This is a genomic window from Paenibacillus sp. FSL F4-0125 (genome assembly GCF_038008565.1).
GTDB lineage: Bacteria > Bacillota > Bacilli > Paenibacillales > Paenibacillaceae > Paenibacillus_AQ.
The window spans coordinates 1,091,937-1,118,918 of sequence record NZ_JBBOZJ010000001.1 but is presented as its reverse complement, the minus strand read 5'-3'; the positions used below and the strand labels follow the sequence as shown (position 1 = coordinate 1,118,918).

19 protein-coding genes are annotated in these 26,982 nt (G+C 44.0%); 7 read left to right on the top strand and 12 right to left on the bottom strand.

Annotated elements, in window-relative coordinates; translation table 11 throughout:
• Window positions 1–117 precede the first annotated feature (117 nt).
• Window positions 118–1,548 carry a cardiolipin synthase gene (cls, locus tag NST74_RS04890; RefSeq protein ID WP_341110713.1) on the bottom strand — a complete coding sequence of 477 codons (1,431 nt, stop codon included), beginning with the start codon at window positions 1,546–1,548 and terminating at the stop codon, window positions 118–120.
• Between the two features lie 207 nt (window positions 1,549–1,755).
• Here cls and NST74_RS04885 point away from each other — a divergent pair, with 207 nt between their 5' ends.
• Window positions 1,756–2,874, top strand: coding sequence for a peptidoglycan DD-metalloendopeptidase family protein (locus NST74_RS04885; RefSeq protein ID WP_341110710.1), 1,119 nt, complete (start codon window positions 1,756–1,758; stop codon window positions 2,872–2,874).
• Window positions 2,875–2,914: 40 nt separating this feature from the next.
• Window positions 2,915–3,364, top strand: coding sequence for a bactofilin family protein (locus tag NST74_RS04880; protein ID WP_341110707.1), 450 nt, complete (start codon window positions 2,915–2,917; stop codon window positions 3,362–3,364).
• 8 nt (window positions 3,365–3,372) lie between these two features.
• On the opposite strand, the gene NST74_RS04875 is transcribed toward NST74_RS04880, so the two are convergent.
• The 6 genes from NST74_RS04875 to NST74_RS04850 form a co-directional block, all read right to left on the bottom strand.
• Window positions 3,373–4,161, bottom strand: coding sequence for an ABC transporter permease (locus tag NST74_RS04875; protein ID WP_341110705.1), 789 nt, complete (start codon window positions 4,159–4,161; stop codon window positions 3,373–3,375).
• Window positions 4,154–5,065: an ABC transporter ATP-binding protein gene (locus NST74_RS04870; RefSeq protein WP_139328552.1), complete on the bottom strand. Its 912-nt coding sequence runs from the start codon at window positions 5,063–5,065 to the stop codon at window positions 4,154–4,156. Before NST74_RS04870 ends, NST74_RS04875 begins: the two co-directional genes overlap by 8 nt.
• 214 nt (window positions 5,066–5,279) lie before the next feature.
• Entirely contained in the window at window positions 5,280–9,875 is a 4,596-nt protein-coding gene (gene gltB, locus NST74_RS04865; RefSeq protein ID WP_341110702.1) for a glutamate synthase large subunit, read from the bottom strand.
• Between the two features lie 362 nt (window positions 9,876–10,237).
• Window positions 10,238–12,592, bottom strand: coding sequence for a YhgE/Pip domain-containing protein (locus NST74_RS04860; protein ID WP_341110700.1), 2,355 nt, complete (start codon window positions 12,590–12,592; stop codon window positions 10,238–10,240).
• Window positions 12,593–12,624: 32 nt separating this feature from the next.
• The gene (locus NST74_RS04855; protein ID WP_341110699.1) at window positions 12,625–12,777 is read right to left on the bottom strand and encodes a hypothetical protein; all 153 of its coding nucleotides are present in this window, start codon (window positions 12,775–12,777) and stop codon (window positions 12,625–12,627) included.
• 19 nt (window positions 12,778–12,796) lie between these two features.
• Window positions 12,797–13,372 (bottom strand): TetR/AcrR family transcriptional regulator, encoded by a 576-nt coding sequence (locus tag NST74_RS04850; protein ID WP_094871433.1) that lies wholly within the window; start codon window positions 13,370–13,372, stop codon window positions 12,797–12,799.
• Between the two features lie 267 nt (window positions 13,373–13,639).
• On the opposite strand from NST74_RS04850, the gene NST74_RS04845 reads away from it, so the two are divergent.
• Window positions 13,640–14,827, top strand: a complete 1,188-nt coding sequence (locus tag NST74_RS04845; RefSeq protein WP_076119887.1) for an MGDG synthase family glycosyltransferase — start codon at window positions 13,640–13,642, stop codon at window positions 14,825–14,827.
• Between the two features lie 69 nt (window positions 14,828–14,896).
• On the opposite strand, the gene NST74_RS04840 is transcribed toward NST74_RS04845, so the two are convergent.
• The 3 genes from NST74_RS04840 to thpR form a co-directional block, all read right to left on the bottom strand.
• Window positions 14,897–15,580 (bottom strand): metal-dependent hydrolase, encoded by a 684-nt coding sequence (locus NST74_RS04840; RefSeq protein ID WP_341110697.1) that lies wholly within the window; start codon window positions 15,578–15,580, stop codon window positions 14,897–14,899.
• A 74-nt stretch (window positions 15,581–15,654) separates the two neighbouring features.
• Complete coding sequence (locus NST74_RS04835; RefSeq protein ID WP_341110696.1) at window positions 15,655–16,560, bottom strand: cell wall hydrolase; 906 nt, start codon at window positions 16,558–16,560, stop codon at window positions 15,655–15,657.
• A gap of 77 nt (window positions 16,561–16,637) precedes the next feature.
• Complete coding sequence (gene thpR / locus NST74_RS04830) at window positions 16,638–17,228, bottom strand: RNA 2',3'-cyclic phosphodiesterase (RefSeq protein WP_341110694.1); 591 nt, start codon at window positions 17,226–17,228, stop codon at window positions 16,638–16,640.
• 100 nt (window positions 17,229–17,328) lie between these two features.
• On the opposite strand from thpR, the gene NST74_RS04825 reads away from it, so the two are divergent.
• Window positions 17,329–18,285 (top strand): D-2-hydroxyacid dehydrogenase, encoded by a 957-nt coding sequence (locus NST74_RS04825; protein ID WP_341110692.1) that lies wholly within the window; start codon window positions 17,329–17,331, stop codon window positions 18,283–18,285.
• Between the two features lie 169 nt (window positions 18,286–18,454).
• Here the strand turns inward: NST74_RS04825 and NST74_RS04820 are convergent, their stop codons facing one another.
• Both NST74_RS04820 and NST74_RS04815 read right to left on the bottom strand, forming a co-directional pair.
• Window positions 18,455–23,233 carry a glycosyl hydrolase gene (locus tag NST74_RS04820; protein WP_341110690.1) on the bottom strand — a complete coding sequence of 1,593 codons (4,779 nt, stop codon included), beginning with the start codon at window positions 23,231–23,233 and terminating at the stop codon, window positions 18,455–18,457.
• A gap of 309 nt (window positions 23,234–23,542) precedes the next feature.
• Window positions 23,543–24,952, bottom strand: a complete 1,410-nt coding sequence (locus tag NST74_RS04815) for a deoxyguanosinetriphosphate triphosphohydrolase family protein (protein ID WP_341110688.1) — start codon at window positions 24,950–24,952, stop codon at window positions 23,543–23,545.
• Window positions 24,953–25,141: 189 nt separating this feature from the next.
• Here NST74_RS04815 and NST74_RS04810 point away from each other — a divergent pair, with 189 nt between their 5' ends.
• Genes NST74_RS04810 through NST74_RS04800 form a run of 3 tightly spaced genes read left to right on the top strand, consistent with a single transcriptional unit; the run spans window position 25,142 to window position 26,933 of the window.
• Window positions 25,142–25,456, top strand: coding sequence for a hypothetical protein (locus NST74_RS04810; RefSeq protein ID WP_052414463.1), 315 nt, complete (start codon window positions 25,142–25,144; stop codon window positions 25,454–25,456).
• A gap of 42 nt (window positions 25,457–25,498) precedes the next feature.
• On the top strand, window positions 25,499–26,131 hold the full coding sequence (locus NST74_RS04805) for a class F sortase (protein ID WP_341110687.1): 633 nt from the start codon (window positions 25,499–25,501) through the stop codon (window positions 26,129–26,131).
• 52 nt (window positions 26,132–26,183) lie between these two features.
• Window positions 26,184–26,933: a polysaccharide deacetylase family protein gene (locus NST74_RS04800; RefSeq protein ID WP_052414462.1), complete on the top strand. Its 750-nt coding sequence runs from the start codon at window positions 26,184–26,186 to the stop codon at window positions 26,931–26,933.
• The last annotated feature ends 49 nt before the right edge of the window (window positions 26,934–26,982 follow it).

Sequence of the window (26,982 nt, the reverse complement as noted above, 5' to 3'; positions counted from 1 at the left end):
ATTATCTATACTTTCTTACATTTCTTCTTATACAATTATTATATCACAAAATAAGCCCTAATAATGAATGGAACACGATATATCCTTCGAAAAATTCAGATTAAGTCCCCTTTCCAGTCATAATAGCGGAGATAACAACTGACACAGCCCTTCACCGAGTTTGACAATTCTCCCTCTCTCCTTAAACTTTACAGGATCAATAAATTCACTGTGCTTTTGATCCTTCTCAAACCCTCTGACAAGTGGAGATATAGCATCAGGATGCAGCAGCACAGCAGTCAATTCAAAGTTAGAATAAAAGCTGCGCATATCCAGATTTGCACTTCCCACCGTAGCGATCAGCTCATCGATAATCATGATCTTGGCATGCATAAATCCTTTCGTATAGCGGTAGAATTTCACCCCTGCATCTTGTAAATTTTCTAAATAAGACAAAGAAGCATGATAGACAAGCATATTATCAGGCTTCGCCGGAATAATAATTCTTACATCCACTCCACGAAGTACTGCGCTTTTCAAAGCCCGGCAGATGGAAGGATCAGGAATAAAATACGGAGATGTGATCCAAATCCGATGTTTCGCTGCGCATAAAGCAGCAAAATACATCTCTTGAGAAGCGTCAATTGCAGCATCCGGGCCACTCCCAACAATCTGCACGGCTTCTTGCGCCTCACAAGCATGTTTTGGGAACAGACGCGGATGGCTCATACTTTCGCCAGAGGCCAATCTCCAATCCTTTAAGAAGACATGCTGAATATAATATACCGAGTCTCCTTCTAGGCGCAGATGGGTATCACGCCAATATCCCATTTTGAGATCCTTCCCCAAATAATCATCCCCTATATTCATTCCACCTGTGAAACCAATGAGCCCATCCACCACCAGAATCTTCCGGTGATTGCGGAAATTAAAACGACGCTCCAATAGAGAACTAATCGGAGGTAAAAAAAAGTGAAACTCTACTCCCGCATTTCTCAACACACGAATGAATCTTCGACTTAAGTGATGGCTGCCCAGACCATCACAAAGTAAACGCACCTTAACGCCCTGACGCGCCTTCCGAATCATAACATCTTGAAACTGCTCACCAATTTCATCATCCCGATAAATATAGAATTCCATGTGTATATGTTCTTTCGCCTCTTCCATTGCTTCAAGCATAGCATCATATGCTTCTCTAGCAGTTGATAATACCCTGCTCTTATTGTGACCAGTAATCGGTCCTTCTGCGATTTTTGAGAGCAAATCCAATAGACCTTTATTATTCTCAAACTGAGCGTTTCCACTCTCAGTAACATCCTTTACTACCTTAATATTGCCAGAGACATGAGAACGAATTTCACGAAAGAGTGAAATACATCTTTTATTTAATTTTCGATTCTGTCTATAATCACGGCCCAGAAAATAATAGAATGCAAGGCCAAGCGGTGGACAACAGAATGAAATGAACAGCCATGCCATAGCCCTTTGCGGGCGACGGAACTCCATAAATACAATTACTGCGATCTGTATAATAAAAAGACTTAGAATTATCGCAAAGGTCTTCAATTCACTACCTCCTCCATTAATAAAACAGTTGCAATAGACTCGCTGCGACGACTCTAGTACAGGTTTTGCCGTAACTCTCTTTCTTTATTCAAACAAACCGTTGTCATGTTCCCGAAAGATATGGAATACATAGAGTAGTAAGACAATTCGGGATGAGCCTAATGGAAGTAAGGTCGTTAGCTTCGTGTATCGTAAGGCGGCTGCCATATGCCGCAGAAAGGAGAAGCCATGAAGAGTCAGCCAGATCATAACCGGATTACGCTGCTCGTCGTAAGGGATGCCGGGCGCCCCGTCAAACAACTCCAGATCTCCAAGCCACTTGCGTTCGCCCTGCCGGCAGCAGCAGCCCTGTCCCTCTCCAGTCTGGTCACCTCTATGCATTTCCATGCCTCGCAGTCGATCTCACAACTGGAAGCTGAGGCAGCCGCACTATCACTAACCAATCTCCGCATGGAAATGAAGGTCGCTGATAAGGATAAAGATCTTATGCAGCTACGTGATCAAGTCAGCGAACTATCAGAAGAGGCAGACAGTATTAAAGACAAGCTGAAGAGTGTAAACGCGCTGGAACAGGAGCTGCAGTCATTGATTAACAAAAGCAAAGGCTCCGCCGCAGAAACCAATGAATCAAAAACTGATTCAACCGCTTCAAATTCAACCTTAGGTTTATCAAGCCGTAACGCTATACCCATACCTAATGAAACATCCTTTAAAAGTGTAATAACACCACAGGTAGGCGGAGAATATATCGCGGCCTATCAGAACGAATCGCTAAATCTGGTGGAAGAAACAAAAGACGACTTTGAAGAGATTCACAGTATGCTCGATGAAATGGTCGAAAGTATTACGCAGACCATCACACAAGCGGAGCATGAAAATAAAGTACAAGCAAATCAACAGGCAAAAAAGGCTAAGGCAGAACAAGCCAGACTAAATGCAGCAGTGCTCTGGCCAACTGATTCCAGGGTCATCTCCTCAAGCTTCGGCTATCGAACAGATCCCTTTAAGGGCTTATCCGCGTTCCATTCGGGTGTCGATATAGCCGGGAACTTAGGCGATCCTGTATATGCCGCCTTAGATGGAGAGGTCGTTACCGCCGAGCAGATGGGCGCAAGAGGCAAATATATCGTGATTAAGCATTCGAACGGTCTTGAAACCTGGTATATGCACCTGAAGGGAATGATTGTATCTCCAGGGGACAAGGTTAGCAAAGGCCAGAAGATTGGGCTACTTGGAAACACGGGCCGCAGCACAGGACCTCATCTTCATTTTCAAGTAGTGAAGCAGAATAACACTGTGGATCCATTGAATTATGTTAAACCTTAAGCATTAATGTCATAACTATATGATTAGGAGGAATATATACATGTGGAACAAGCGGCAGCAACGAGTCCCTTTCAAGTCTACTGACTCTCTGATCGGGCACGGGGGTACGCTCGAGGGTAAAGTGCATTGCGATACGAACCTGCGGATTGAAGGTACCTTTAGCGGTGAAATTATATGTAGTGGTATAGTCACTGTAGGTGAGGAAGGCACGGTGCGCTCCAGTATTAGAGCAGAAGAAATCGTTATCGCCGGTAAAGTATATGGAGATGTTACCGCGGATCGTAGGCTCATTATGACTGGTACCGGCGAGCTACACGGTAATATTTCTGCAGGAGCACTCAGCATTATGGAGGGCAGCCTGCTTAATGGGTCCATCGCCATGCAAGAACAGCCCACCTCTGAACAAGCAGGTGAGCTCAAAAGTAATACGAAAAAGGACAAGACAGCCAAACGTTCCTCCAAAGCAGAAGAAACGCTTGAAGCCGGTTAAGTTTATTTTTATCCAGCAACGTCCCGTTTACGGAAGACAAACCAGGAAACAGCCAAGAATAAAACATAATACACTGCTAGTATACCAATAGAGAAGCCAAGTGTAGCACCACCTGGGCCAATATCAGATCCAATGTAAACCCTTAGATCCATATGAGTGAAAATTAAATATCTGGCCCATTCGAACACATCAGGATTAAGCAAAGCAGCGAAAATGCTCTGGGCGAACATGATAAACATGGATAAACCAATCGCCAATCCACTTGCACGGAATACGGATGAAATCATAAAAGCAAGCGTAACCGTCAAGAAAAGAGTGACGTAGCGGCATAGGAGATCTAAAAAGGAATACTCAGCAGGGCTCCAAGTTACAATTGAAGACATTGCATCTCCAGCTGGGTTGGCGAAAATAAACGATGAAACTAAACCAAAAACAATCAATACCACAGTACAAAGCAAGCTAAAGAGCACAACACTAATGTATTTTGAGAGCAAGATCTGGGAACGACTCCACGGGCGAATCAGCAGCATTTTGATGGTTCCCCAAGTAAATTCGCCCGCTACGGAGTCAGCGGCTATAACAACAACGAAGATCGTATTCAGGAAGAATACAACACTCACTATCATTTGGAAGCTGTCCCAAACGCCTAAGCGTGATGCTGGGTTATCCGTTGTGAAATACATAAGAGCCGGAAGAAACGCACTAAACACTGCTAGAATAATCAGCATCACCCAGGTGCGGGCACGACTATATATCTTGATGTTCTCATTATGTATCAACGCTGTAAAATTACTCAATTCCTTCACCTCCTGTAACCTCTAAGAATTGATCCTCTAGCGTACGGGCAAGTGATTTGATACTGTACACTTTAATCCCACCAGCCACTAGTCTGGCATTAAACTCAGCAATATCTTCACGTGCCGCCTCAACTACAAGCCCACCGCTCTTTAATGTTCCTTGTCCAATGAGCGCAAGTGCAGCTTCGGCATCGTCAACCTCAAACAAGGTTTCTCCGATAGGCATTGTAACATTGCCTACCTCTTTTAGCTGTTTTACCTCCAGCAGTTGCCCATTCTGAATAATGGCTACACTGTCACACATGAGCTCCATTTCGGAAAGTAAATGGCTGGAGACAAATACAGTTGTTCCTTCTTCACGACAGAGTAGGCGCAGATAGTCACGAAGCTCACGTATACCTTGTGGATCAAGCCCATTGGTTGGCTCATCTAGAACCAGTAGCTTCGGCCGGTTTAGTAGCGCCTGAGCCACTCCAAGTCTCTGGCGCATCCCTAGGGAATAAGTCTTTACTTTGTCATGGATCCTTTGACCAAGCCCGACCAGTTCCACAACTTCATCAATCCGTTGCTTACTGACCCCCGGTACCATCCGTGCAAATTGTCTAAGATTCTGATACCCGGACAGAAACTTGTACATTTCAGGATTTTCTACAATAGCCCCAACACTTGCGATAGCCTCTTTATAATTATTTTTAATACTATGACCACTGATCAGGACGTCCCCACTGCTAATGGAAATTAATCCTACCATCATCCGTATTGTTGTCGTCTTCCCTGCTCCGTTTGGTCCCAAAAACCCGAATATTTGACCCGGTGGGATATCAAGTGTTAAATCGCTCACAAGCGTCTTAGAGCCTATTTTTTTGGTAACTCCCTGCAAACGTGCAACAGGCTCAGACATCATTTCTGTATTTGACACAGTATCACTCCCTTTCATTTACAAACAAGTTTACCATACCGTTTTTTTCAGAAAATTACAAAAAAGAAACAGTCTAACGTTGTTTAGACCGAGGCATTGATTCGATTTGAAAAAAAAAGGACCTGGCCTCCCGTAAACGGAAAAGACCAAGTCCCTAATCTCACTTCATTCAATATTTCATTATTTCATCGGCAACTAATTAGCCACCAACACGTGCAAGCTCACGCATATTCGCTTCAAATGCAGCCATCAAAGCAGCTTCTCCGGTCAATCCGGTTTGCTCCACTTTGCGAATCTGCTCCATCATCCGCTTGTAATCCTTCGGAATAACACGAACAAACTTCGGCAAGCTATCTGCCCACTGATCCAGCACCCGCGCTCCTGCCTCACTGCCTGTAAGCTCTACATGACGGCTTATCAGCCCGCGCAGCTCTTCGATCTCTTCAAGCTCTTCTACTCTTTCGAGCAGTACCATTTCGAGATTGCAGCGGCCGACGAAGGATCTATCCGGGTCGTAGACATAAGCGATACCGCCAGACATCCCAGCCGCAAAGTTACGACCTGTTTCGCCAAGGACAACCACACGGCCTCCAGTCATGTATTCACAGCCGTGGTCGCCCACGCCTTCTACAACAACCTTCGCTCCAGAGTTACGAACGGCAAAGCGCTCACCAGCGATACCGCTGATATAAGCTTCTCCGCCTGTTGCTCCATAGAATGCAGTATTTCCGATAATGATATTGTCTTCAGCAGCAAAGGTAGCTTTCGGAGAAGGCTTGATAATAATCTTACCACCCGACAGTCCTTTACCAACGTAGTCATTGGAATCGCCTTCCACCGTAAGCGTGATCCCCTTAGGCACGAATGCCCCCAAGCTTTGACCAGCTGAACCGGTGAAATGAAGACGAATCGTATCGTCAGGCAAGCCGGCTGCCCCGTATTTACGAGTCAACTCGCTGCCAAGGATGGTTCCAACAGCACGATTAACGTTCGTAATCGGCAGCGATGCTTCTACAGCCGTACCAGACTCTAGTGCAGGTGCAGCCAGATCCAGCAGTTTGGAGACATCAAGTGTCTCTTCCAGACCATGATTCTGACGTTTACTGCAGAAGCGTGTGCTTCCCTCTGGCATTTCAGGTGTATGCAGCAGACTGCTCAAATCTACGCCCTTCTTCTTCCAATGCTGCGAAGCTTGAGCAGCGTCTAAGCAATCTGTACGGCCTACCATCTCTTCAATCGTGCGGAAGCCAAGACTCGCCATAATTTCGCGTAAATCCTGCGCCACGAAGGTCATAAAGTTAACCACATGCTGCGGATCACCCGTAAAGTTCTTACGAAGATCTGGATTTTGTGTCGCAACGCCAACCGGACAAGTATCCATTTGGCAGACACGCATCATGATACAACCTACAGCTACTAGTGGAGCAGTAGCGAAGCCATACTCTTCAGCACCGAGTAATACAGCTACTGCCAGATCGCGTCCGCTAAGCATTTTTCCGTCTGTTTCCAGAACAACGCGGTCACGCAGATTGTTCAGCATCAACGTCTGATGCGTTTCAGCCAAGCCAAGCTCCCATGGAAGACCTGCATGACGGATGGAGTTCATCGGTGAGGCACCTGTACCTCCGTCATAACCGCTAACCAGGATAATATCAGCGCGCCCTTTGGCTACGCCAGCAGCAATCGTACCTACTCCGACTTCAGATACGAGCTTAACATTAATGTTTGCACGTGGATTTGCATTCTTCAGATCATAGATCAGCTCTGCCAAATCCTCGATCGAATAAATATCATGATGCGGTGGAGGAGAAATCAAGCCCACACCAGCTGTTGAGCCACGCACTTCAGCCACCCAAGGATAAACTTTACGACCTGGAAGCTGTCCGCCTTCCCCTGGTTTAGCACCCTGAGCCATCTTAATCTGGATCTCATCAGCGTTAACAAGGTAGTTCGAGGTAACCCCAAAACGTCCGGAGGCTACTTGTTTAATCGCACTGCGACGGGAATCGCCATTGCTATCCGGGATATAACGGGCTGGGTCTTCTCCGCCCTCACCGGTATTACTCTTACCACCGATCCGGTTCATTGCAATAGCAAGTGTCTCATGCGCTTCCTTACTAATGGAACCAAAGGACATCGCGCCTGTCTTAAACCGTTTCATAATAGATTCAACTGGTTCTACTTCTTCTATTGGAATCGGTTCATAAGCGGACTTGAACTGCAATAAGGAACGAATCGTCAGATGCTTTTCACTTTCACCTTGAACAAGTGCAGCATATTTCTTGTAAATCTTATAATCTCCACTACGCACAGAGTGCTGAAGCAGATGAATCGTCTGTGGGTTGAACAAATGCTCTTCCCCATCATTTCGCCATTGATAATCACCACCGGAATCAAGCACTTTATCATTTCCGTCTTTATCCGTGAAAGCACGGTTATGATGAATAAGTGCCTCAGTTGCCACTTCCTCTAGGCCAATACCGCCAATGCGGGAAGGTGTCCAAGTAAAGTAACGATCCACGAATTCCGAGTTCAGACCCACAGCTTCAAAGATCTGTGCCCCCCGGTAGGATTGAATAGTCGAAATTCCCATTTTGGAAAGAATCTTAACTACGCTCTTAGTCGCAGCTTTAATATAGTTCTTCACAGCCTTCTCATGCGAGATTCCACGCAGTAAGCCCTGGCCGATCATATCATCCAGGCTTTCAAATGCCAGATATGGATTCACTGCACTCACACCATAACCGAGCAGAAGTGCATAATGATGGACTTCACGAGGTTCACCGGATTCGAGCAAAATACTAACTTTTGTCCGGGTTCCTTGACGGATTAGATGGTGATGCAGACTCGATACCGCAAGTAGAGCTGGAATCGCAGCATTCTCACTGTCTACACCGCGGTCCGTCAGAATCAGTATGTTATGCCCTTTAGCCATAACGCGATCAGCAGCCTCGTTCATACGTTCAAGCGCGATACGCATTCCTTCTGCACCGAGCTCCGCTGGGAAAAGAATTGGAATAGACATCGACTTGAAGCCCGCACGGCGAACATGACGAATTTTAGCAAAATCTTCATTCGAAAGAATCGGTGTGTGCAGCGAAATTTGGCGACAACTTTCTGGTTCTGGTTTTAGCAAGTTACGCTCAGGACCAATCGTAGTTGTTGTGGAGGTAACCAGCTCTTCACGAATAGCATCGATTGGAGGATTCGTTACTTGGGCAAACATTTGCTTGAAATAGTTATATAAGCGCTGCGGACGGTCCGAAAGCACAGCGAGCGGTGCATCATAACCCATGGAACCGACAGCTTCAGCACCGGTAGATGCCATTGGCTCAAGCACCTTGCGCAAGTCTTCAAAAGTATAGCCGAATGCTTGCTGTAGCTGCTGCACATTGTCATGCTTAGGATTTGGCAGCTCAGGCGCATCTGGAAGCTCCTCGAGACTGATCAAATGCTCATCCAGCCACTGGCGGTAAGGCTTCTCGGAGGCGATAGCCGATTTGACTTCCTCATCGGAGATAATACGGCCTTCTTTGGTATCCACGAGCAGCATGCGTCCAGGTTTCAGACGGTCTTTATATAAGATGTCCTCTGCTGGAATGTCCAGAACACCCGCTTCGGAGGAGAGAATAATCATATCGTCCTTCGTTACATAATAACGAGCAGGACGTAAGCCGTTACGGTCTAGAATAGCGCCAATTTGTACGCCATCCGTAAAGCCCATTGCAGCAGGCCCGTCCCACGGCTCCATCAAAGTGCTGTGGTATTCATAAAAAGCTTTTTTGTCAGCGTCCATACTGTCATGATTGCTCCATGGTTCAGGAACCATCATCATAGCTACCTGCGGCAAGGAGCGTCCGCTCAAGTACAGAAATTCAAAGGTATTATCGAACATTGCAGTGTCCGATCCATCCGGGTTAATAACAGGTTTGATCTTGTTCAAATCTTCGCCGAACACTTCACTCTTGAACAGCGACTGGCGAGCATGCATCCAGTTCACATTACCCCGCAAGGTATTAATCTCACCATTATGGATCATAAAGCGGTAGGGATGCGCACGTTCCCAGCTTGGGAAGGTATTTGTACTGAAACGGGAGTGAACTAACGCGATCGCTGATTCCAGCTCTTCGTTCTGCAAATCCAGGTAGAATTGTCCGACTTGTTCTGTAGTCAACATGCCTTTATATACGATCTTACGGCATGATAAGCTTGGAATATAGAAGGATTCAGCCTCTTCTACACCACCGTAGCGAATCGCAAGCTCTGCACGCTTGCGGATGACATAAAGCTTACGCTCAAAAGACAATTCGTTCGTAACTGAGGACGAGCGACCGATAAACACTTGGCGCACAAAAGGCTTAGCAGCTTTCGCTGTCTTGCCAAGCATTTCATCATAGGTAGGTACATCACGATAGCCGAGTACTTCCTGACCTTCTTCAGCAATAATTGTGCTTAAGAGAGTTTCATGTTGAGCCCGAACCTTTTCATCATGAGATAAAAAAATCATACCTACGCCATAATGGCCTTGTTCAGGCAATGCAAAGCCTAGCTTCTCAGCTTCACTTGCAAAGAAACGGTGCGGAATTTGCAGCATAATACCTGCTCCGTCACCAGAGTTGGGTTCGCTACCTTGTCCTCCCCGATGCTCCATGTTAAAGAGCATTGTCAAAGCGTTACTAACGATATCATGGGACGGTTTGCCTTTAATATGGGCTACAAATCCCATGCCGCAAGCATCTTTTTCGAACTGGGGATCATACAGGCCCTGTTTTCCGGGCAGTTCAGTGTGTCTCATCGAACGCAACCTTTCTATTATAAGTATGGCGTAATCTCAGGAAAATTTTTCAGATTAAAATTTTAATAATTATTCAAGCCAGATTAGTGCTATTATTTTATCACCGAGGTGACAACAGCGCAATTTAAACTTTTTTATGATGCTGATTAACATTTCTTTTTGCGACACAGCTTTAGTGGACAAAAGTTTAAAAAAACCTCACTCTGCATAATTATGCACAAAGAACGCATAAGAACTTATGCAATGAAAGCGTTTCAAGGATTTTCATCGCCTATGAATGTTTGCAAGAAAAAGGTTTTTTATGATTTGAATTCAAAAAAAGCGCCTCCCGAAGGAGACGCTTTTTTTATACTTTTTTCAAATTATACAGTCATAGCTTGTTCACTTTTCATTCCAGCTTCATTGTCCCGACTGCGGGTCATGAAGTAAGCGAAAGTAAGAGCAAGGAATCCAAGACCGAAGATTGCAAGTACACCTACGTCACTCCACATTGCACTGAAGTCCCCTGTAGAAATTACTGATTTAAGACCACTTACTGTGTAAGTCATTGGAAGCAGTGGGTTAAAGAATTTCATCCAATTCGGGATCAATTCAAGTGGGAATGTTCCGGCACTAGTTGTTAATTGGAAGATAAGAATAACGATAACAACAAAACGTCCCGGTTGATCCAGCCAAGTAACAATGGATTGAACTACCCATGTGTACACTAAACTAGTCAAGAATGTAAATAGGAAGAACAATGGAACACTTTGTACTTCTAGTCCAAGTCCGTACAATACAACCACAGCAGCCAGCATAGACTGGATAAAGCTCATGATTGAGAAAGTAAGCGTACGGCTGATAAAACGATTCAGGCGGCTAGCGCCAATAACTGCTGATTCACGCATTGGAATAACAATCGTAGAAATCAGAGCACCTACGAACAACCCAAGGGATAAGAAGTAAGGAGCAAACCCTGTGCCGTAGTTCGGTACATGATTTACAACTTGATCCTCAACTACAACTGGTTGTGCGAACATTTCCATCATTTTATCTGACTTATTCACGCTGCCTGTTTGTTCAGCAGCTTCACCAAGCTTAGTTGCTAGTTCTGTTGATCCAGATTTCAGATCATCCATCCCATTCTTCAACTCGCCTGCACCGTCAGCCAATTGTTTGGAACCGTCAGCTACAGCACCAATACCGCTGCCTAGTTCACCAACACCACTGAGTAATTTCGTTGTACCATCTCCGAGAGCTTTACCACCCTCAGCAAGCTTGCTACCCCCAGCTGCAGCTTCACTAAGCTTCGCGCCGAATTGTTGCATACCTGCTTGCAGCTTATCGCCACCCGTTACAAGTGCAGATGCACCTTGTGCTAATTTTTGTTGTCCTGCCAAGAGCTGAGTGCTACCAGCATTTAATTGCTTTGCTCCGTCATGCAATTGAGTTACACCAGCATCAACCTGCTGCGAACCAGCATGCAGCTGAGTGGCACCTTGTACAAGCTGCTCTTGCCCACTGTGAAGTGCGCTTGCTCCTTGTACCAACTGTTGTTGACTTTGTTGCAGTTGTTCAGTACCTTGTGCAACAGCTGCACTGGCTGCTAGGAGCTTCTGTACGGCTGGATTTTGTGCCAACTCAGGACTAGCCTGTGCCAATTGCTGTAATCCTTGAGCGACCGCTTTAGCGCCCTCAGTAACCTTAGTGCTGCCTTCTGCGGAAGCCTGTAATCCTGCTTCTAGCTTCGCGCTGCCATCAACGGAAGAGGTTAGACCTTCTTTCAGCTTCGCGCTGCCGTCAACTAAAGATTGTGTTCCTGCTTGTAGTTTAGTAGTACCATCTACAGCAGACTTCGTTCCTGCTTGAAGCTGTGTAGCACCTGTTACAGCTTGCTGCAAGCCATCACTAAGCTGTTTACTGCCGGCAGCACTTTGTGCAACACCATCTTGAAGCTGTGTATGAGCGTCTGATAATTGTTGCAAACCGCCTGCCAATGTACTAGATCCAGTTTGCAGAGCCGTAGCACCTGCATTCAAGTCAGATACACCTTTAGTAAGTGGTTCTAAACCATTTTGAAGCTTGCCGGTTCCTTCAGTCAGTACAAGAAGATTCTCTTTCAGCTTCAATGCGCCGTCATCCAGTTTGCCTGCACCGTCGGCGATCTTGTTAGCTCCATCTCCCGCTTCACCGAGTCCTTTAGATACATCAGTGATCTGATTGAACACAGAATCTACATAAGCCTCTGTTACCTTAGCGGATACTTTAGATTTAATTTCTGCTACAGCCGTTCCACCGATTTGACCGGCCAAGAAGTTGTAGCCTTCATTTGGCTCATAAATAATTTTTGCCGGCTGTGGTTCATCATCCAAAAGCGTAGTTGCTTTAGCAGAGAAGTCTTCTGGAACAATAATCGCCATATAATAGGTATTGTCCTTCATTCCTGCTTGCGCTTCTTCTAGTGAAACAAAGTTCCATTGAAAGCCATCGGTTACCTTAAGCTCTTCAACCAGATCATCTCCGGCCTGAAGTTGTTTTCCTTCATAATTAGCACCGACGTCTTGGTTGACCACAGCAACCGGTAATTCATTCATCTTGCCATACGGATCCCAGAATGCCTTTAGGAAGAATCCGCTATACATCACCGGAATAAATAGGATGGCAATCATCGGAATCAGCACCTTTGGATTTCTCAGGGCTGCGCCAAGATCCTTGGTAAATACGGATAATGATTTCATTCTGGTTCTCTCCTTATGAGCTTATGCTCTCTTTAAAATGCTTTGTTTACGAAATATTGCGTAACACTAAGTGACTGTTTTCCCCATTTGGTCAATTTAGGGGATAAAAAAACGCCTTTCGGCTCTTCTTCAATGCCTAAAACAGCTTGAAAATTGTTAAGGGAAAGCGAATCTAATAACGCCATCCCTATCCTGAATCAACGCTTACTGTGCCAATCCTTCGGCGAGAAACAAATGAAAATACATCTTAATCTGTTCCTTGTCCAAGGGAGTATGTGTTTTATTCAGTTCAGCAGTCAATACAATATATAACCTGAACATGACTACAGATACGATTTTAGGATCGCAAGGTTTAATTTCTCCCTTTTGGAGCGCTTGTTGCACCTCCCGTTCTAAATATTCTAAAACTAAGTTCTCGATCTTCTCGAGCCCTTCTCCTGCCTGCGGCGTTCCGAATTCGCGACTCTCCTGGGAAAGCTTGATGAATAACTCCTGCTCACTTCGAAATTCCAGCAGGGCATCCAGCACACGATGCAGGTTATCAAAGAAAGGTCTGTCTCGCCTGATCTCGCGATCAGCAATCATCTTCATTTCTACCATCATATCGCGCAGGATCTCATCAAACAATTGCTCCTTGTTTGTAAAAAAGGTGTAAATGGTTCCTTTTCCAACATTTGCGATCTTTGCAACCTGATCCATGGTAGTCGCCTTATAGCCGAATAATGAAAAGGATTTTGCTGCGGCCTGAAGTACCTGCTGTCTTCGATCCACCACTGCCACCCGTGCCCACTTCCTTTCTCCAGAAAATATCATTACCGCCGACTTTCTGACCACTTTACTAATCCGGTCAATTGGTCATTCATTACTTTAACATGTAGCTCAGCAGTTTGCAATACTTTAGAAAATCTTTTATTTTTTTATTTATTGCAGGGTTTTAACTTTCTATTTACGTCTTATTTGTATAATGTGAGTAGAGAACAGTTTTCCCTAATCTAAGTTAGAAGAAATTCCGCATTTCTATTGAAAAGGAAAGTAGCAGGTGAACTTATGCGAAAGAAAAGAGTACTGCTGTTTTCGGAAGGCTTCGGTACGGGCCACACAGGAGCAGCCTATGCTCTGGCCGAAGGGATAAAGCTACTGAATCCGGATGTCCAGTGCCGAGTCATCGAGCTAGGTAAATTTCTTAACCCGATGGTCGCCCCATGGATTCTTTCCGCTTACCGAAAAACAGTTAGCAGCCAGCCCAAGCTGGTCGGCATGATGTATAAGACACAATATCATAAATCATTGAACCCGTTGACTAAGATGGCACTTCACCGGATTTTTTATACACATGCCTCACAAGTAATCGAGCAGCTAAAGCCTGATTTGATTATTTGCACCCACCCCATTCCAGCCGCTGTCATTTCCAGACTAAAGCGTCGCGGATTGGAGGTACCGCTGTATACGTTAATTACAGATTATGATGCACACGGTAGCTGGGTAAATTCCGAGGTCAACCGATATCTCGTCTCTACCCCGCGCGTCAAATCTATTCTGACAGGCCGTGGGATCGCTCCAGAGCTTGTAACAGTCACCGGCATTCCAGTGCATCCGAAGTTCTGGGAACGTTCCAACAAGACGCAACTCCGTAAGGAACTAGGTCTAGCAGATATCCCTACTGTACTCATAATGGGTGGCGGCTGGGGACTGATGTTCGGCAAAGAGATTATGAATTCACTCACAGCTAGAATGGATAACATCCAGCTTATCTTTTGTATGGGTAGCAACGAGAAGCTTATAGCCAAAATGAAGTCCAATCCAAGACTCAATCATCCTAACGTCAGGATTCTTGGATACACCAGTGAAATCAATAAACTGATGGATGCTTCCGACCTACTGATCACAAAGCCTGGAGGCATGACCTGTACGGAAGGTCAGGCGAAGGGAATTCCAATGCTCTTCTATAAAGCTATTCCAGGCCAGGAAGAGAAAAACTGCCAATATTTCGTAGAGCTAGGGCTAGCAGAGGTGCTCGATTCTGAAGTAGTGGACAAATGGTTCTCTATGATGCTCCATGAGTATTCTGTTCTCGAAGAGCAGCGTAAACGCCGTCTTGCTCCAGATAAGCATCAGCCGCAAACCTGCGCGACTACTGTTCTGCAGATGTTAGGCAATCCGGTAGACAAAACAGCTGACATCAGAGGGGCAAGAGCTCAAGCCCGAGGCGAAGAAGCTGTATGTATTACACCATAAAGAAAAGCAGGTAACCGGGGAACTCCCTAGATACCTGCTTTTTTTGTGTTAACATGTAATCGGGATTTACTATATTTCTATACTTTCGCCAGCTTTAAGCGGGAATCCTTCTACCCCTTCTTGGCGCAGCCGATCACAAAAATCCACAGCATCCTGAGCAATATCCGGAAATGTATTGTAATGAAGCGGTATGACCTTATCTGCTCGCAGCCAGCGTGCAGCAAGGAGCGCATCATCCGGTCCCATGGTCAGCATATCGCCTATTGGCAGAGCTGCCAAGTCAATCGCAGTTCTCTCACCAATCAGACGCAGATCGCTGAACAGTGCAGTATCACCTGCATGGAATACCGTCTTCCCCTCTATCGTCAATAAAATCCCAGCGGGCTGTCCAGCATAAATCCAAAGGTCGCCTTCCTGAATCGAAGAGGAATGAAACGCCTGAGTATATTTAACGGTAATGGCACCATAAATATGACTGCCACCTATATTCATATGTTTAACCTTGGCACCCTTCATTCGACAGTATTCTGCAAGCTCAAAAACAGCAAAGATCGGACAATCATTCTGTTTGGCAATTTGCACAGCATCTCCAAAATGATCAGAGTGACCGTGAGTCAGCAGAACAGCATCTACAGTAATGTCATCAGGTGAAATACCGGAGTTCGGATTTCCTGACAAAAAAGGGTCAATAATAACTTTCGCTTGCTCTGTCTCTACCAGCAGTGCTGAGTGTCCGTAATAAGTGATCTTCATGACAATTGTTCCACCTCCAGGGTTATATAGTCTAGTTTACCCTATAAATAGCTGAGGTTCACAGAATCGGTCATTTATTTATAAAAAGTATGATTGCCAATGGTCTTAACATACTCCTGTGAATGATGCACGGTAAGATCCTCCGCAAGCTTAAGTGATAGGAAAAAATAAGTATCATCGGGAACTTCTTTCACGCCAGAAAGCGCAGCATTCACCGCTTTAATACTATCATCATTAGGCTTCACACGTTTAAGACGCCCGTTAGCTACAGGACTGAACTGGTGCTTTTGATAAATGACCTTATATATCGTGTCGGGGAAATTGGCTGACCGTAGCCTATTCAGAACAACGTTGGCAACTGCCACCTTGCCCTGGTACGGTTCACCTTCCGCCTCTGCCATTACAATTTTTTGTAGCAGAAGCAGTTCTTCTTCGGATACTGCGTAGCGCCGGGTTGCTTTACTTTGCTGCTCCTGGCTTAATAGCTCGGTCCGAGAGAAGTACAATGTTGTGAGGGGGTTTTTCTGAGATGCTGAGGCTGTCTTAACTACAGTCTGAGCACTCTTTGTTGCTGTTTCCGCCAATTGCGTCGCTTTCTGCGCAGTTGGACTAGATTGTACTACATCAGCCTTTACCCGAACTATGGAAGCTTGTGATGTATTTTGTAGCTTTATTTTATTCTTACTAAGCCATTCTACACCCTGCTCTGGTTTCCAAGCGGAACTGAACAGGTTAACTGTGTTATAAAGCTTATTCGTTTGTGAAACTTTATTAGTGCCCCTCGTCTTACTAGCTTTTGATTCTTCTTGCAAATAACTAATTACCGATGCTCGGCTGGTGGATTGCAACTTATCCATCTGCACACTATCTATTTTCCCCTCGGCAACCTGGTTAGGTTGCATTAAGCTTATGGCAGAGAAACACACTAGTATAACGCCAACAAGCAACGCGATATAGCGGTTTTGTTTAAAGATTAACATGATATTCCTCCTATTTCACGGCACATTCCTATTGTATGTAACCGAAAACGGAAGCTTTGAAAACTAAAATACCGATTTTAAAATGGAATATTTTCAATCATTTCATACATAGGAATGGCATACATTCTGGTAGCATACAACACAAAACTATCAATCGTCCAGTCTCTATGAAAGATTTCTGATCTTTTTTCATCATCCAATTTCAGTAATTTTTCCAGCAATTTATCATCAAATGAAATTTTTCCAAGGTACTTTCGTGCCACTGTGAGATGCGGTTTGTACTCCCTAGATTCCGCTGAAAATCCTAATGGGAGTGTCGCAGTGTGTACTCTCTCAGCTAGTAAATTCAGCTCCTCTAATTCGCCAGAAACCCCTACCCATAACACTCTTGGAGCCTTTGGAAGACCAAATGTATTCCATTTGTCCAAGGATAGTTTAAAGGGGCGGCATTGCCCTGCCATCTGCTTCAACGCCATGATTAAATCCGGGATCTTCGTCTTTGGAGTGTCTCCCAAAAATTGCAGGGTAATATGATAATCCGCTGGATGAGTCCATTTTGCAAAATGATACTCTTGAGATAGTTTAGAGCACTCTTCCGCCACAACTCGTTGAAGTGCTGAGGGTAATTTCACAGCAATAAACAACCGTTCTGAATCTTTATCCGACACGTTAGCGTTCATATCAATTTCACCTTCTCCTATAGATTTGGTATCCTTATCCTATAACATTATCCATTTTCATCAAACCGTAGAGCAGGAGGAATACATCATGACTAAGTCCATAGTATGTTTACAACCACTTACCGCCGAGCAACAAGAAAGGGTCAAAGCAGCAGCACCCGGTTATACATTCACTCAAGGAGACGGGAAAAATCCGGATTTGCAGCTGCTCGCTGATGCTGAAATCGTAATCGGTTGGGGCAAAGGCATCGCCGATACGCTTCTTCGTCCAGATTCTCCCCTTCGCTGGGTTCAATCCTGGTCTGCAGGAATTGAGAAGCTTCCGCTGGAGCGTTTTAAGGAACGTGGAATCCTGTTAACTAGCGGGAGCGGAGTGCACGCCGAACCTATTTCTGCGGTAATCTTCGGCTTCATGCTTCTCTTCACACGTAATTTGCATACAGCTGTTCGTAATCAGATGAACCGCTACTGGAATTCTGACGGCAGTGAAAGTGAGTTATTCGGTAAGACAGCCGTTATTGTTGGGACTGGAGCCATCGGCAGCGAAACAGCCAGAATTGCTAAAGCTTTCCGGATGAAGACGATCGGAGTAAGTCGCTCAGGCAAGCCACTCGCTGATTTTGATCAAGTATATACCACGGACCACCTCCCAGAAGCTGTGAGCCAAGGTGACTTTATTATCAATATACTCCCAATTACCGATGAAACTAAGCATTTATTCGATACTGCAATCTTCTCTGCCTTCAAACAAGGCTCCTACTACATTAACGTTGGACGTGGAGCAACTACTAATACTGAGGCTCTAATTGATGCACTGAACCGCGGGCAGCTTAGAGGTGCCGGATTAGATGTATTCGAAACCGAACCGCTTCCGCAGGATCATCCGCTTTGGACTATGGACCAGGTAGTCATCACTCCTCATTCCGCTGGTGTAACCGATCAATACGCTAATCGGATCGTAAATATTTTTACCGAAAATATGAATTCCTATTTATCTAACGGTACTCCATCCCTGAATCTCGTTGATTATGCCCGCCAATATTAAATTTAACATTTGATTTTTAGGAACACTTGTTCTATAATGAAAAAATCCTGGGATCACACTTAAAGAGAGCTTAGATATAAACTAACCATACAAAACAGTCCCTGCTATCCATTAGGACAATCCTAATGGATAACAGGGACCCTTATTTCACACATAAATCGCAGTGCTCTTATTTAGAAGCTATAATCTCGTCAATATAAGCTGTAGCCGTACCAGCTGTAGAAGGTGTAACAAACTGAATGCCAATAGCGTCTACTTTTTTCAAATTCTCAAGCGATAGATTGCTGAGATCAATTGTGAATTCCGTGAATCCATCTTGAGAAGCTATCTTAGCACCCGAATCTACCCATACTGCATAGCCTCCTAATTGAAGATACAGCTTAGCTTGTACGTCAGGATGATCGGAGACGATTCTAATTTTAGCAGCAAGCTTAGAGAATGAGCTCAGATCAAGAGCAGCTGCTTTTGAGACTGCTATAAAAGGATCTTTATCCTCTCCGTTCCATGTGAAATCAAGTTTCAAAGATTGCTTCCCTTCCGCATACACATCAGAAGATACTGTAGCTGAACCAGAATTCAAGGACCAGCCTTCATTTCCTGTTTCGAAGCCATAGTGAACAGCTGGGACAGCTTTCTCCAGAGATACTTCCTTCAGATATAGATTCGAAGTTCCTCCATCATTGGAAACTTCTTCAATGATAATCCCAATCGTCTTCACAGCAGCCAAGTCTATTCCTGCACTCGGTAGTGAGATAGATAATGTCGTATAACCCGTTGAATCTACAAGAACAGGATTGCCACTATCGGTCCATTTCCAATCCGCACCTGTCTTGATGAACAGACGCGCTTTAGCTGTACCACCCGAAAGCTTAATCTTAGCACTGATTGAATCCAACCCTGTGATATTTAGCTTCTCAGGATTAATAGCAAGTTCAAAAGATTCTTTGGAGCTGCCATTTGCATTATTACCGGTATTAATCAAATCGAATTGTACGCCTACCGCTTCTTCATTGGCATCAAATACTGGAAGCTGAGCATTGGCAGACGAGTGGTCTATAACCCACCCTGCAATATCAGATTGTTTAGTGAAGGCGTATAACACGCCGGGCGCATGTCCCTGTGAACCTCCATTTCCTTCTTCCGACATATCCGGAAGTGTCCCATCATAAACCGCTTGAATATCATCAAAGTAAAGCGAACCTTCGTGGCTCTGTCCGTCCATCGCATTCACATACAAATTGAAGCTCTGAACTTGCTTCAGTCTTTCCTGAGTAAGCTCTCCGGCTTTTCCCCAGCTCATCTCAGTCAAATTCTTCAGACTTAGTACTATTTTACCGTTCTTGTCAGGATTAATGACCGGATAAGCTTCGAAATATCCTCCATCAATGACAAGCTGCACTACTAGCTTAAGCGGCTCACCTTTCTCAGCATAAGCGTTGTCTCCATCAGAAGCTACCCACATACTGAGTGCATTATAGTCGGACCAGTCCAATGAACCCAGACTTTTACCTACTCCGGTATAACCTGCATTATTAATCGTATAGTGCAGTTGCATCCCGTAATCCCCGGATGCTTTATGCTCAGTGCTTAAAGATACGCTCACATCATCTCCACCAGCCTTAGGATATTTCGCTGCCAAAGCTTCATTACTGGAGCCATAAGCTTCAAAATTATCCACCAGCGCCTTATCAGCAACAGGAGCAGTATACGTATTATAAAGACCAATTTGATCTACGTAGATTGGCAATTCACCTTCGACTTCCAAACCACTGCCAACAATAGATATTGCTAGTCCTGTCGCTTCCGCTGATTTAGCGGCATTATCCAGATCAATCGAAACATCAAATTTATAATATTGTGTTCCATCTACGATAACTTTCTCTAAATCGGACAAAGATTTATAGGATGAGTCCATGCCATACTTCGTATTCCAATCTGGCGGCAACTGAATCACACTGCGTACCGCAGCATTGTTAGCCCCATTTTGTGCAGTCTCCGGAATCAACACTGTGAACTTCACACGTGTAACTTGGGAGAGATCTACTCCATCCAGCGCCAGATCATTCAATTGCAGCTTCAATTCCTGCCAAGTATCCTCGGCGGATAGCCCTTCTGTAATGTTAATAACGAGCTTACCGTCAGCATCAAGTGACGCATGTTGTAATACAGTCTTAATCGTTTCTGCGTTATTTGTAAGCCCAGACCAAGTACCATTGTTTTGGATTTGCTCCAAATCCTTCTCCGTATCAAAAGTAATCACTTTTATTGGCACTTCATTGATTTTTAAGAATACGGAGTTAGTTTGCGTAAGAGTAGCATCTCCGGTTCCGTATGCCCTCACTGTAATCTCAGTTGAACTGCCGTTGAGACTAGCGTCTGGCTGCCATGAAGCGCTATAGTAACCGTCCGCACCTAGCGTCATTTCCACCTCTACTCCAGAATCAGCCACAGTATAAGTTACTTTGCTAGGCACTGCATTTAATACCTTGGCCCGAATGACGGTTACGGCATCTGTTATTGTACTGATATTATTTGGAGTTACGATGTGCATGAAAGGTTTCTTCGCTGCTACTTCAACCTCGAGATTGTACTTATTATCATCTTTCACATCACTCGCAAAAGCGGTGAAATCATCTTTATAGAAATTCACAAAATCGGGAAGCAACTCATGATCTGCTTTGTTAGGAACATTCTTATAAGGAACATACAGATTATTACCTTCACCGAAATTTGCCCAAGTCAGCATATACGATATTTTTGCCGCATCAGGGTCAGCCTTGATCGCATTCAATACTTTAGTGAACCATTCCAGCTCATTATTGCCTGTTGTTTTCATACCAGCAGCACTATAACCATATTCAGATAGGGTAACAATCTTACCTTTGTCTTGAGCAAGCTGAGAAATCATCTTAAGGTCTTTAACAAGACCACCCAGGAAAGCTTCCGAACCGGCATTCTCCTTATTGTCATACTGGTCCATTCCAAGAATATCAACAAATTGATCACCTGGATAAGTCGTTAAATATTCACTTTCATTTCCATTAAAAGATCCGTTTGGTGAGAAGACATAAAGGAAGTTATGAACACCTTTAACATCACGCAGGTACTCAACTGTATATCTGTACAGTTCCGAGTATTCACTCTTCGTCGTTGTAGCCGCGCCCCACCAGAACCAGCCTCCGTTTTGTTCATGGAAAGGTCGGAACAGGACTGGAATCAGGTGGCCCTCATCATCTTTTAGATTATTGGCAAAATTAGCGATACGATCGAGGTATTTATTAAGCTCTCCATTCTTATCTCCGCCCGGCAATATACGCGATACCACCGAATGACTCGCTCCCGGAGTATTACTAGTATCCTTAAAATCTCCACCCGTCACCATGTTATAAGGATGTGTACTTAGCGTAACAATACCACCCAAATCATGTGCCTGCTTCATGGCAGCAGATAGTCCTAATCTACTCGCTTCATAATCTCCGCTAACTCCAGGAGGATTCTCATATCCATCTAAGCTAAGTGTGTCCCAACCAAAAACTGCAGGATAATCACCGGTGGAGCTGTATACGTCAGAAATAACATTTCCATTCTTATCCTTACCGGCAAAAGAGACGGTAGTATCATGCTGATGCCCGAACATGATCTGTTTGCCGCTCATGCTGTCCAGATAAGCAAACAGCGATTTGGTAGCTGCCGATGCATCAACGTCAACGATATGAATTCCAGCTTCCGGTGTTGCCGTTGGAGCAACTGTTGCCGTAGGTTCTGGAGTAATCGTCGGTACTGGTGTTGCTGTAGGCGCTATACCCGTACCCCCTGAGCCACCAGGTGCTGGCGTGCTTGTTCCTTGTCCAACAAGAACTCCATCCTTCACAGTGTATGTTCCCGCTACTAAAGTCACTCCATTCAAGACAACAGAGGAAGCACCTACTACAAGCTTACTAATGGTACCTTTAGTTGTAATCAACGTTCCCGTAGCAGCACTACCAATCACAAGCTGATCAATTGTAGAACCTGAACCTACTTCTATAATAGAAACGCTATCAATAGTCAACTGAGTAATTACTGTCCCGCCCTCTACAACGACCCTTACTTTCCCTTCAGGACGATTCACTTTTACAGAAGCCAATTTAGAGTTTTTCAAATGAATCGAATGCTCTCCACCACCAGATACAAAAACATTACCTTTCACAGTTGCATCCTCTAAAACACCCTCACCATTACCGATCCCGGAGGTTAAATAAAGATTACCTGAGACAGCCACATTCTTAAGTTCAACCCCACTACGGTTAATGACAACATTCCCTTGGATATCTCCTCCAGTGAATGTACCCGTTGTATTGTAGTAGCCGCTAACCAATCTGTCCACGATAGTAACTACCTCTGCTCTTGTAATCGAGTCGTTTGGACGAAATGTACCGTCTGGATAGCCGGATAGAATTCCGCTCAATGCCCCGATCGCATCTTTAGCATAAACGCTGATGGATGCTTGATCTGCAAAGGTACTCGCTTTCGCTTTAGTCCCTGGCTCCAGTGAAAAAACAGAAGCAAGTAATGTTGCAGCATCTTGACGAGTGACTTCAGCATCCGCTTTCGCTTTATTGTCAGGAAAACCTTTATAATAACCAGCTTGTTTCGCAATAGATAAAGCGCTTGCATACCAAGCTTTGGCAGGCACATCCGAGAATGACGTTTCCGAAAGAGTGCTAAATCCAAATAGCTTATTAATGATACTTACAAGCTCAGCACGCGTAACTTTATGATCCGGCTTAAAAGAACCGTCCGGATAACCTTGAACAACACCGTTACCTTGCCACTTATCTACACTTTCTCCAGCCCAGTGCGTCTTGAGGTTTTCTTTTGTTTTTCCGTTAGCTAACGCAGGTGCAGCCATTGTAACAAGCATTATTGCTGTAAGAAATAGAATTAAGCTTTTTTTGAACCTCTTCATTCAATTTACCTCCTGTTTTGTAAAGGTTTTCATTTTGTTCAAGTACAAAACTCGACTTCTTTATCAACCTCCCAATTAATTTCCAATAACAATTTAGTTATTATATTAGCACCAAATACCTATATTAACAATAACTTATTCACAAAAATAATAGTATTGTTAGAAAAAAGAGTCGTTAAGCGGGTTAATTGGCATTTTTACATTTAAATAATCACTAACAAAAAAATAACAAAATATATACGGTTCACTAAAAGATAAAAAAAGCTGGTCTCCAATTCATTGGAGACCAGCTTTAATCTTCACCTTTATTTAATCCAAATCATAAATCGATCCGACTTTCAATCCATATAGCTCATTATATATTTTCTCAGCAAAGGCATCCGTCATCCCTGCAATATAATCAATCACCATATGTTCCCAAGTCCAGATGGGATTGGCTTGTTTCTGATCTTTCTCGAAGCGTTGCAGCCAATCAGAGGGAATAATGGCTTTGGACGTCTGCGGATCAAGAAAAGCTCCCCATAAACGGCGTAAAATCCACTCACTACGCTTCTGTAGCCGCTGCACACGTAGATCACGAATCATCGTAACCCAAGCAAAGCTTTTCAGCACGCTTACCGTCCGCAGCATATCCTCATCTTCTTTTCCTTCCTTTATAAAGGTGACCTTCTTCCAGTCTCCATCAGGAATCACACCTAAACTTGCAACAAACGTGCTGACCCAATAAGCCTTAACTTCACGCCGAGTTCTGGAATAGTCATTCTCGCAAGTTGGCATCTTTTCCATCCATACTCTAAGAAATGAACTAAGCACCTCTTCAACCTTAGCGCGAATACCTTCCTCCTCCCAACCCTTCCAAAAGAAATCCTCTAACGTTGTGATCTTCTCCACGATTAGTCGTTGAATATAGGAATCATGCATAAAGTGTTCATGCACTTCAATCTTTCCAGCCTTAATTCCATCCTCCAAATCATGTGCAGAATAGGCGATATCGTCGCAAAGGTCCATCAGCTGAGCCTCCAACGTTTTCTTCCCTGCCGGGATTCCCCACTCTTTGCGAATCTCCGAAATATATGCCCACTCATGAAGGTACATCCCCTTTTTTAGCGAGGTGCCGGGAAAAGGATATTTGTTAACTCCGAGGAGCACGGCATCTGACAGATTTAGTCCATCAATGTTCTCACGCTTCTCTAGAAACATAATCAATCGAAAGTTATGAGCGTTGCCTTCAAAATGTTCATAGCGCTGCTTCATCTGCTCATGAATGAACAACTTATCAGCACCCGTTGCACCAGCTTGTTGTGCAGCCTCATTCGTCTTTTTTTCAATTAGCTGCTCCAGTATGTTATCCAGCACCTCTTCCCCTTTATGTCCGAAGGGCGGATGACCAAAGTCGTGTGCTATGGCCGCGCATTCTACGACCTCTGGATCTATAACAAGCCCCGGATTCTCCGCCTTACTTGTCTCCACCTCTGGGTAAGATCTAAGCAGACTTTTCGCTGCCTCTCGAGCAATTTGTGCGACTTCAAGTGAATGAGTTAGGCGTGTCCGGTAATAATCACCCGTGCCAGCCCCGAACACTTGAGATTTGCCTTGCAGCCTACGAAAAGTAGGCGAATGAATCAAGCGTGAGTAATCACGCTCATAAGCAGCTCTCGACGTTTCTAGGCGGGTAATTTCCGGATACTGCCGGTGTTCTCTTTTCTCAATAAGTGTCATATTCCCACCCCTAACCAAATGTCTGTATATTGAACTTCATTATAAGGCATTTTCATAACAATTTTCACATCAAAATCCAATTGCTATGCCAATCCCAAACTCCAATGGAAGTAATCCACCAATCTAAAAGCAACTGAAATGGAGATATTAATCTTCGTAGGGAAAAAACATCTAGGAGGAATCCACTAAATGATTATGAAGAAATTGTCCGTAGCTCTTTTATCCACTTGCTTAATGCTATCCGTTGCTTCTGCGGCTTCCGCTGCACCAGTCGAAACGAAACATGAGAAAAAAGTACATGCTGAGAAAATAAAGAAAGAAAAAGAACATAAAATGCATGAAAAGAAAATGAATATGAAGAGTCACTCCACTAAAGGAATTCATGCAAAGAGCATGAAGGCTAAGAGCTTAAAAGCTAAAAGCATTAAAACTAAAAGCATTCAAATGAAAGCAACTAAAATGCCAAAAACAGGCCACGGCGGTGCTAGCGAACAAACTGAATAGGGAGGATGAAAGAGGGGGAATCCCCTCTTTCTTTTCTTAAACATGAAAAAATGGATATATTCATTAATCTTAATTGTCATCACTATAACCACTGCCAGTTGTAATGACTCACACTCACAGGAAAGCAGTCCAGAAACTAAGCCGTTGCAAACAAAGCAACAAGAAATGATAATAACTCCTACTAAAGCTATTCAAAAGAATGATATTAATATTAAACCATCATTACCCAAACCTATTATGCCTACTCAGCTAAACATTCCAGCGATTAAGGTAAGCGCCAAAATAGAACCGGTTACTTTGCTCTCTGATGGACAAATGGACGTCCCCACAGACACCAATATTGCCGGAATTCTATACCCAGGAATTTTGCCAGGTGCAAAGGGCAATGTAATTATAGACGGACATGTGGACAGTTATATAGGTCCAGCAGTCTTTTTCAAACTCAAAAAGCTCAAGCATGGCGATGAAATTACCGTCTCTAATTCAGACGGACGAAAACTAACTTATATTGTAGATTCTGTAGAAATCTTCAATACTGCTGAAGCACCCTTGGAACGAATTTTCGGAAAGTCTACTGAAGCTAGAATGAATCTTATTACTTGCACAGGCAGATATAGCAGAAAGAAGAAAGAACATGAAAAAAGGCTGATTGTCTTTACAAAACTGAAACTATGAATATTTTGACCATTCAAAGGAGCATTCTAAAATAAAAAAAACAGGTGAATTCATGAAAACTAGCAGCAAAATTATGATGACTACCCTCTCTCTCTTGTTATGCTTCACGAACTCTGCTCTAGGTAGCCCAAGTAAAAACCGCGACTACTACGAAAAAAGAGGAGACATGATTTGGGAAGTACATACTAACCAAAAAGTGATTGCATTGACGTTTGATGACGGTCCTGACCCTTCTGAAACCGATCAAATATTAAAGGTATTGAGTCAATATCATGCAAAATGCACCTTTTTTGCTATTGGAAAAAGAATTGCAACATATCCAGATGTGGCGAAACGAGTCATTTCTGAAGGGCATGAATTAGCTAACCATACCTACAATCACGTTTATTTTAGAAAACCTATTAATAAAGCCCAGTTCGAGCGAGAGCTGAAATTAACTGAGGAAGAAATTATAAAGGTCTCTGGAAAGCATAGCTCTTTGTTCAGACCTCCAGGTGGAATGTATGATGAGACACTAGTTGATATTTCGAATAATATGGGATTAAAGCCTATTTTATGGTCCTGGCATCAGGATACACGCGACTGGAATCGCCCTGGGGTTCAGAGTATCGCGAATAAGGTTATTCGAAATGCACATAATGGCGACATCGTTCTGTTTCATGACCATGTACATGGTCAATCTCAGACCAGAGAAGCGCTTAAAATTATTTTACCGGAATTAGAAAAGCAAGGTTATCGATTTGTCACCGTATCAGAATTGATCAAATTATCCAACACACAGCAGGCAGGTAAACCACAATAGCCTAATTGCACAGGACTTCAAAATAAGGTAGTCTTGTCCTATTATGAAG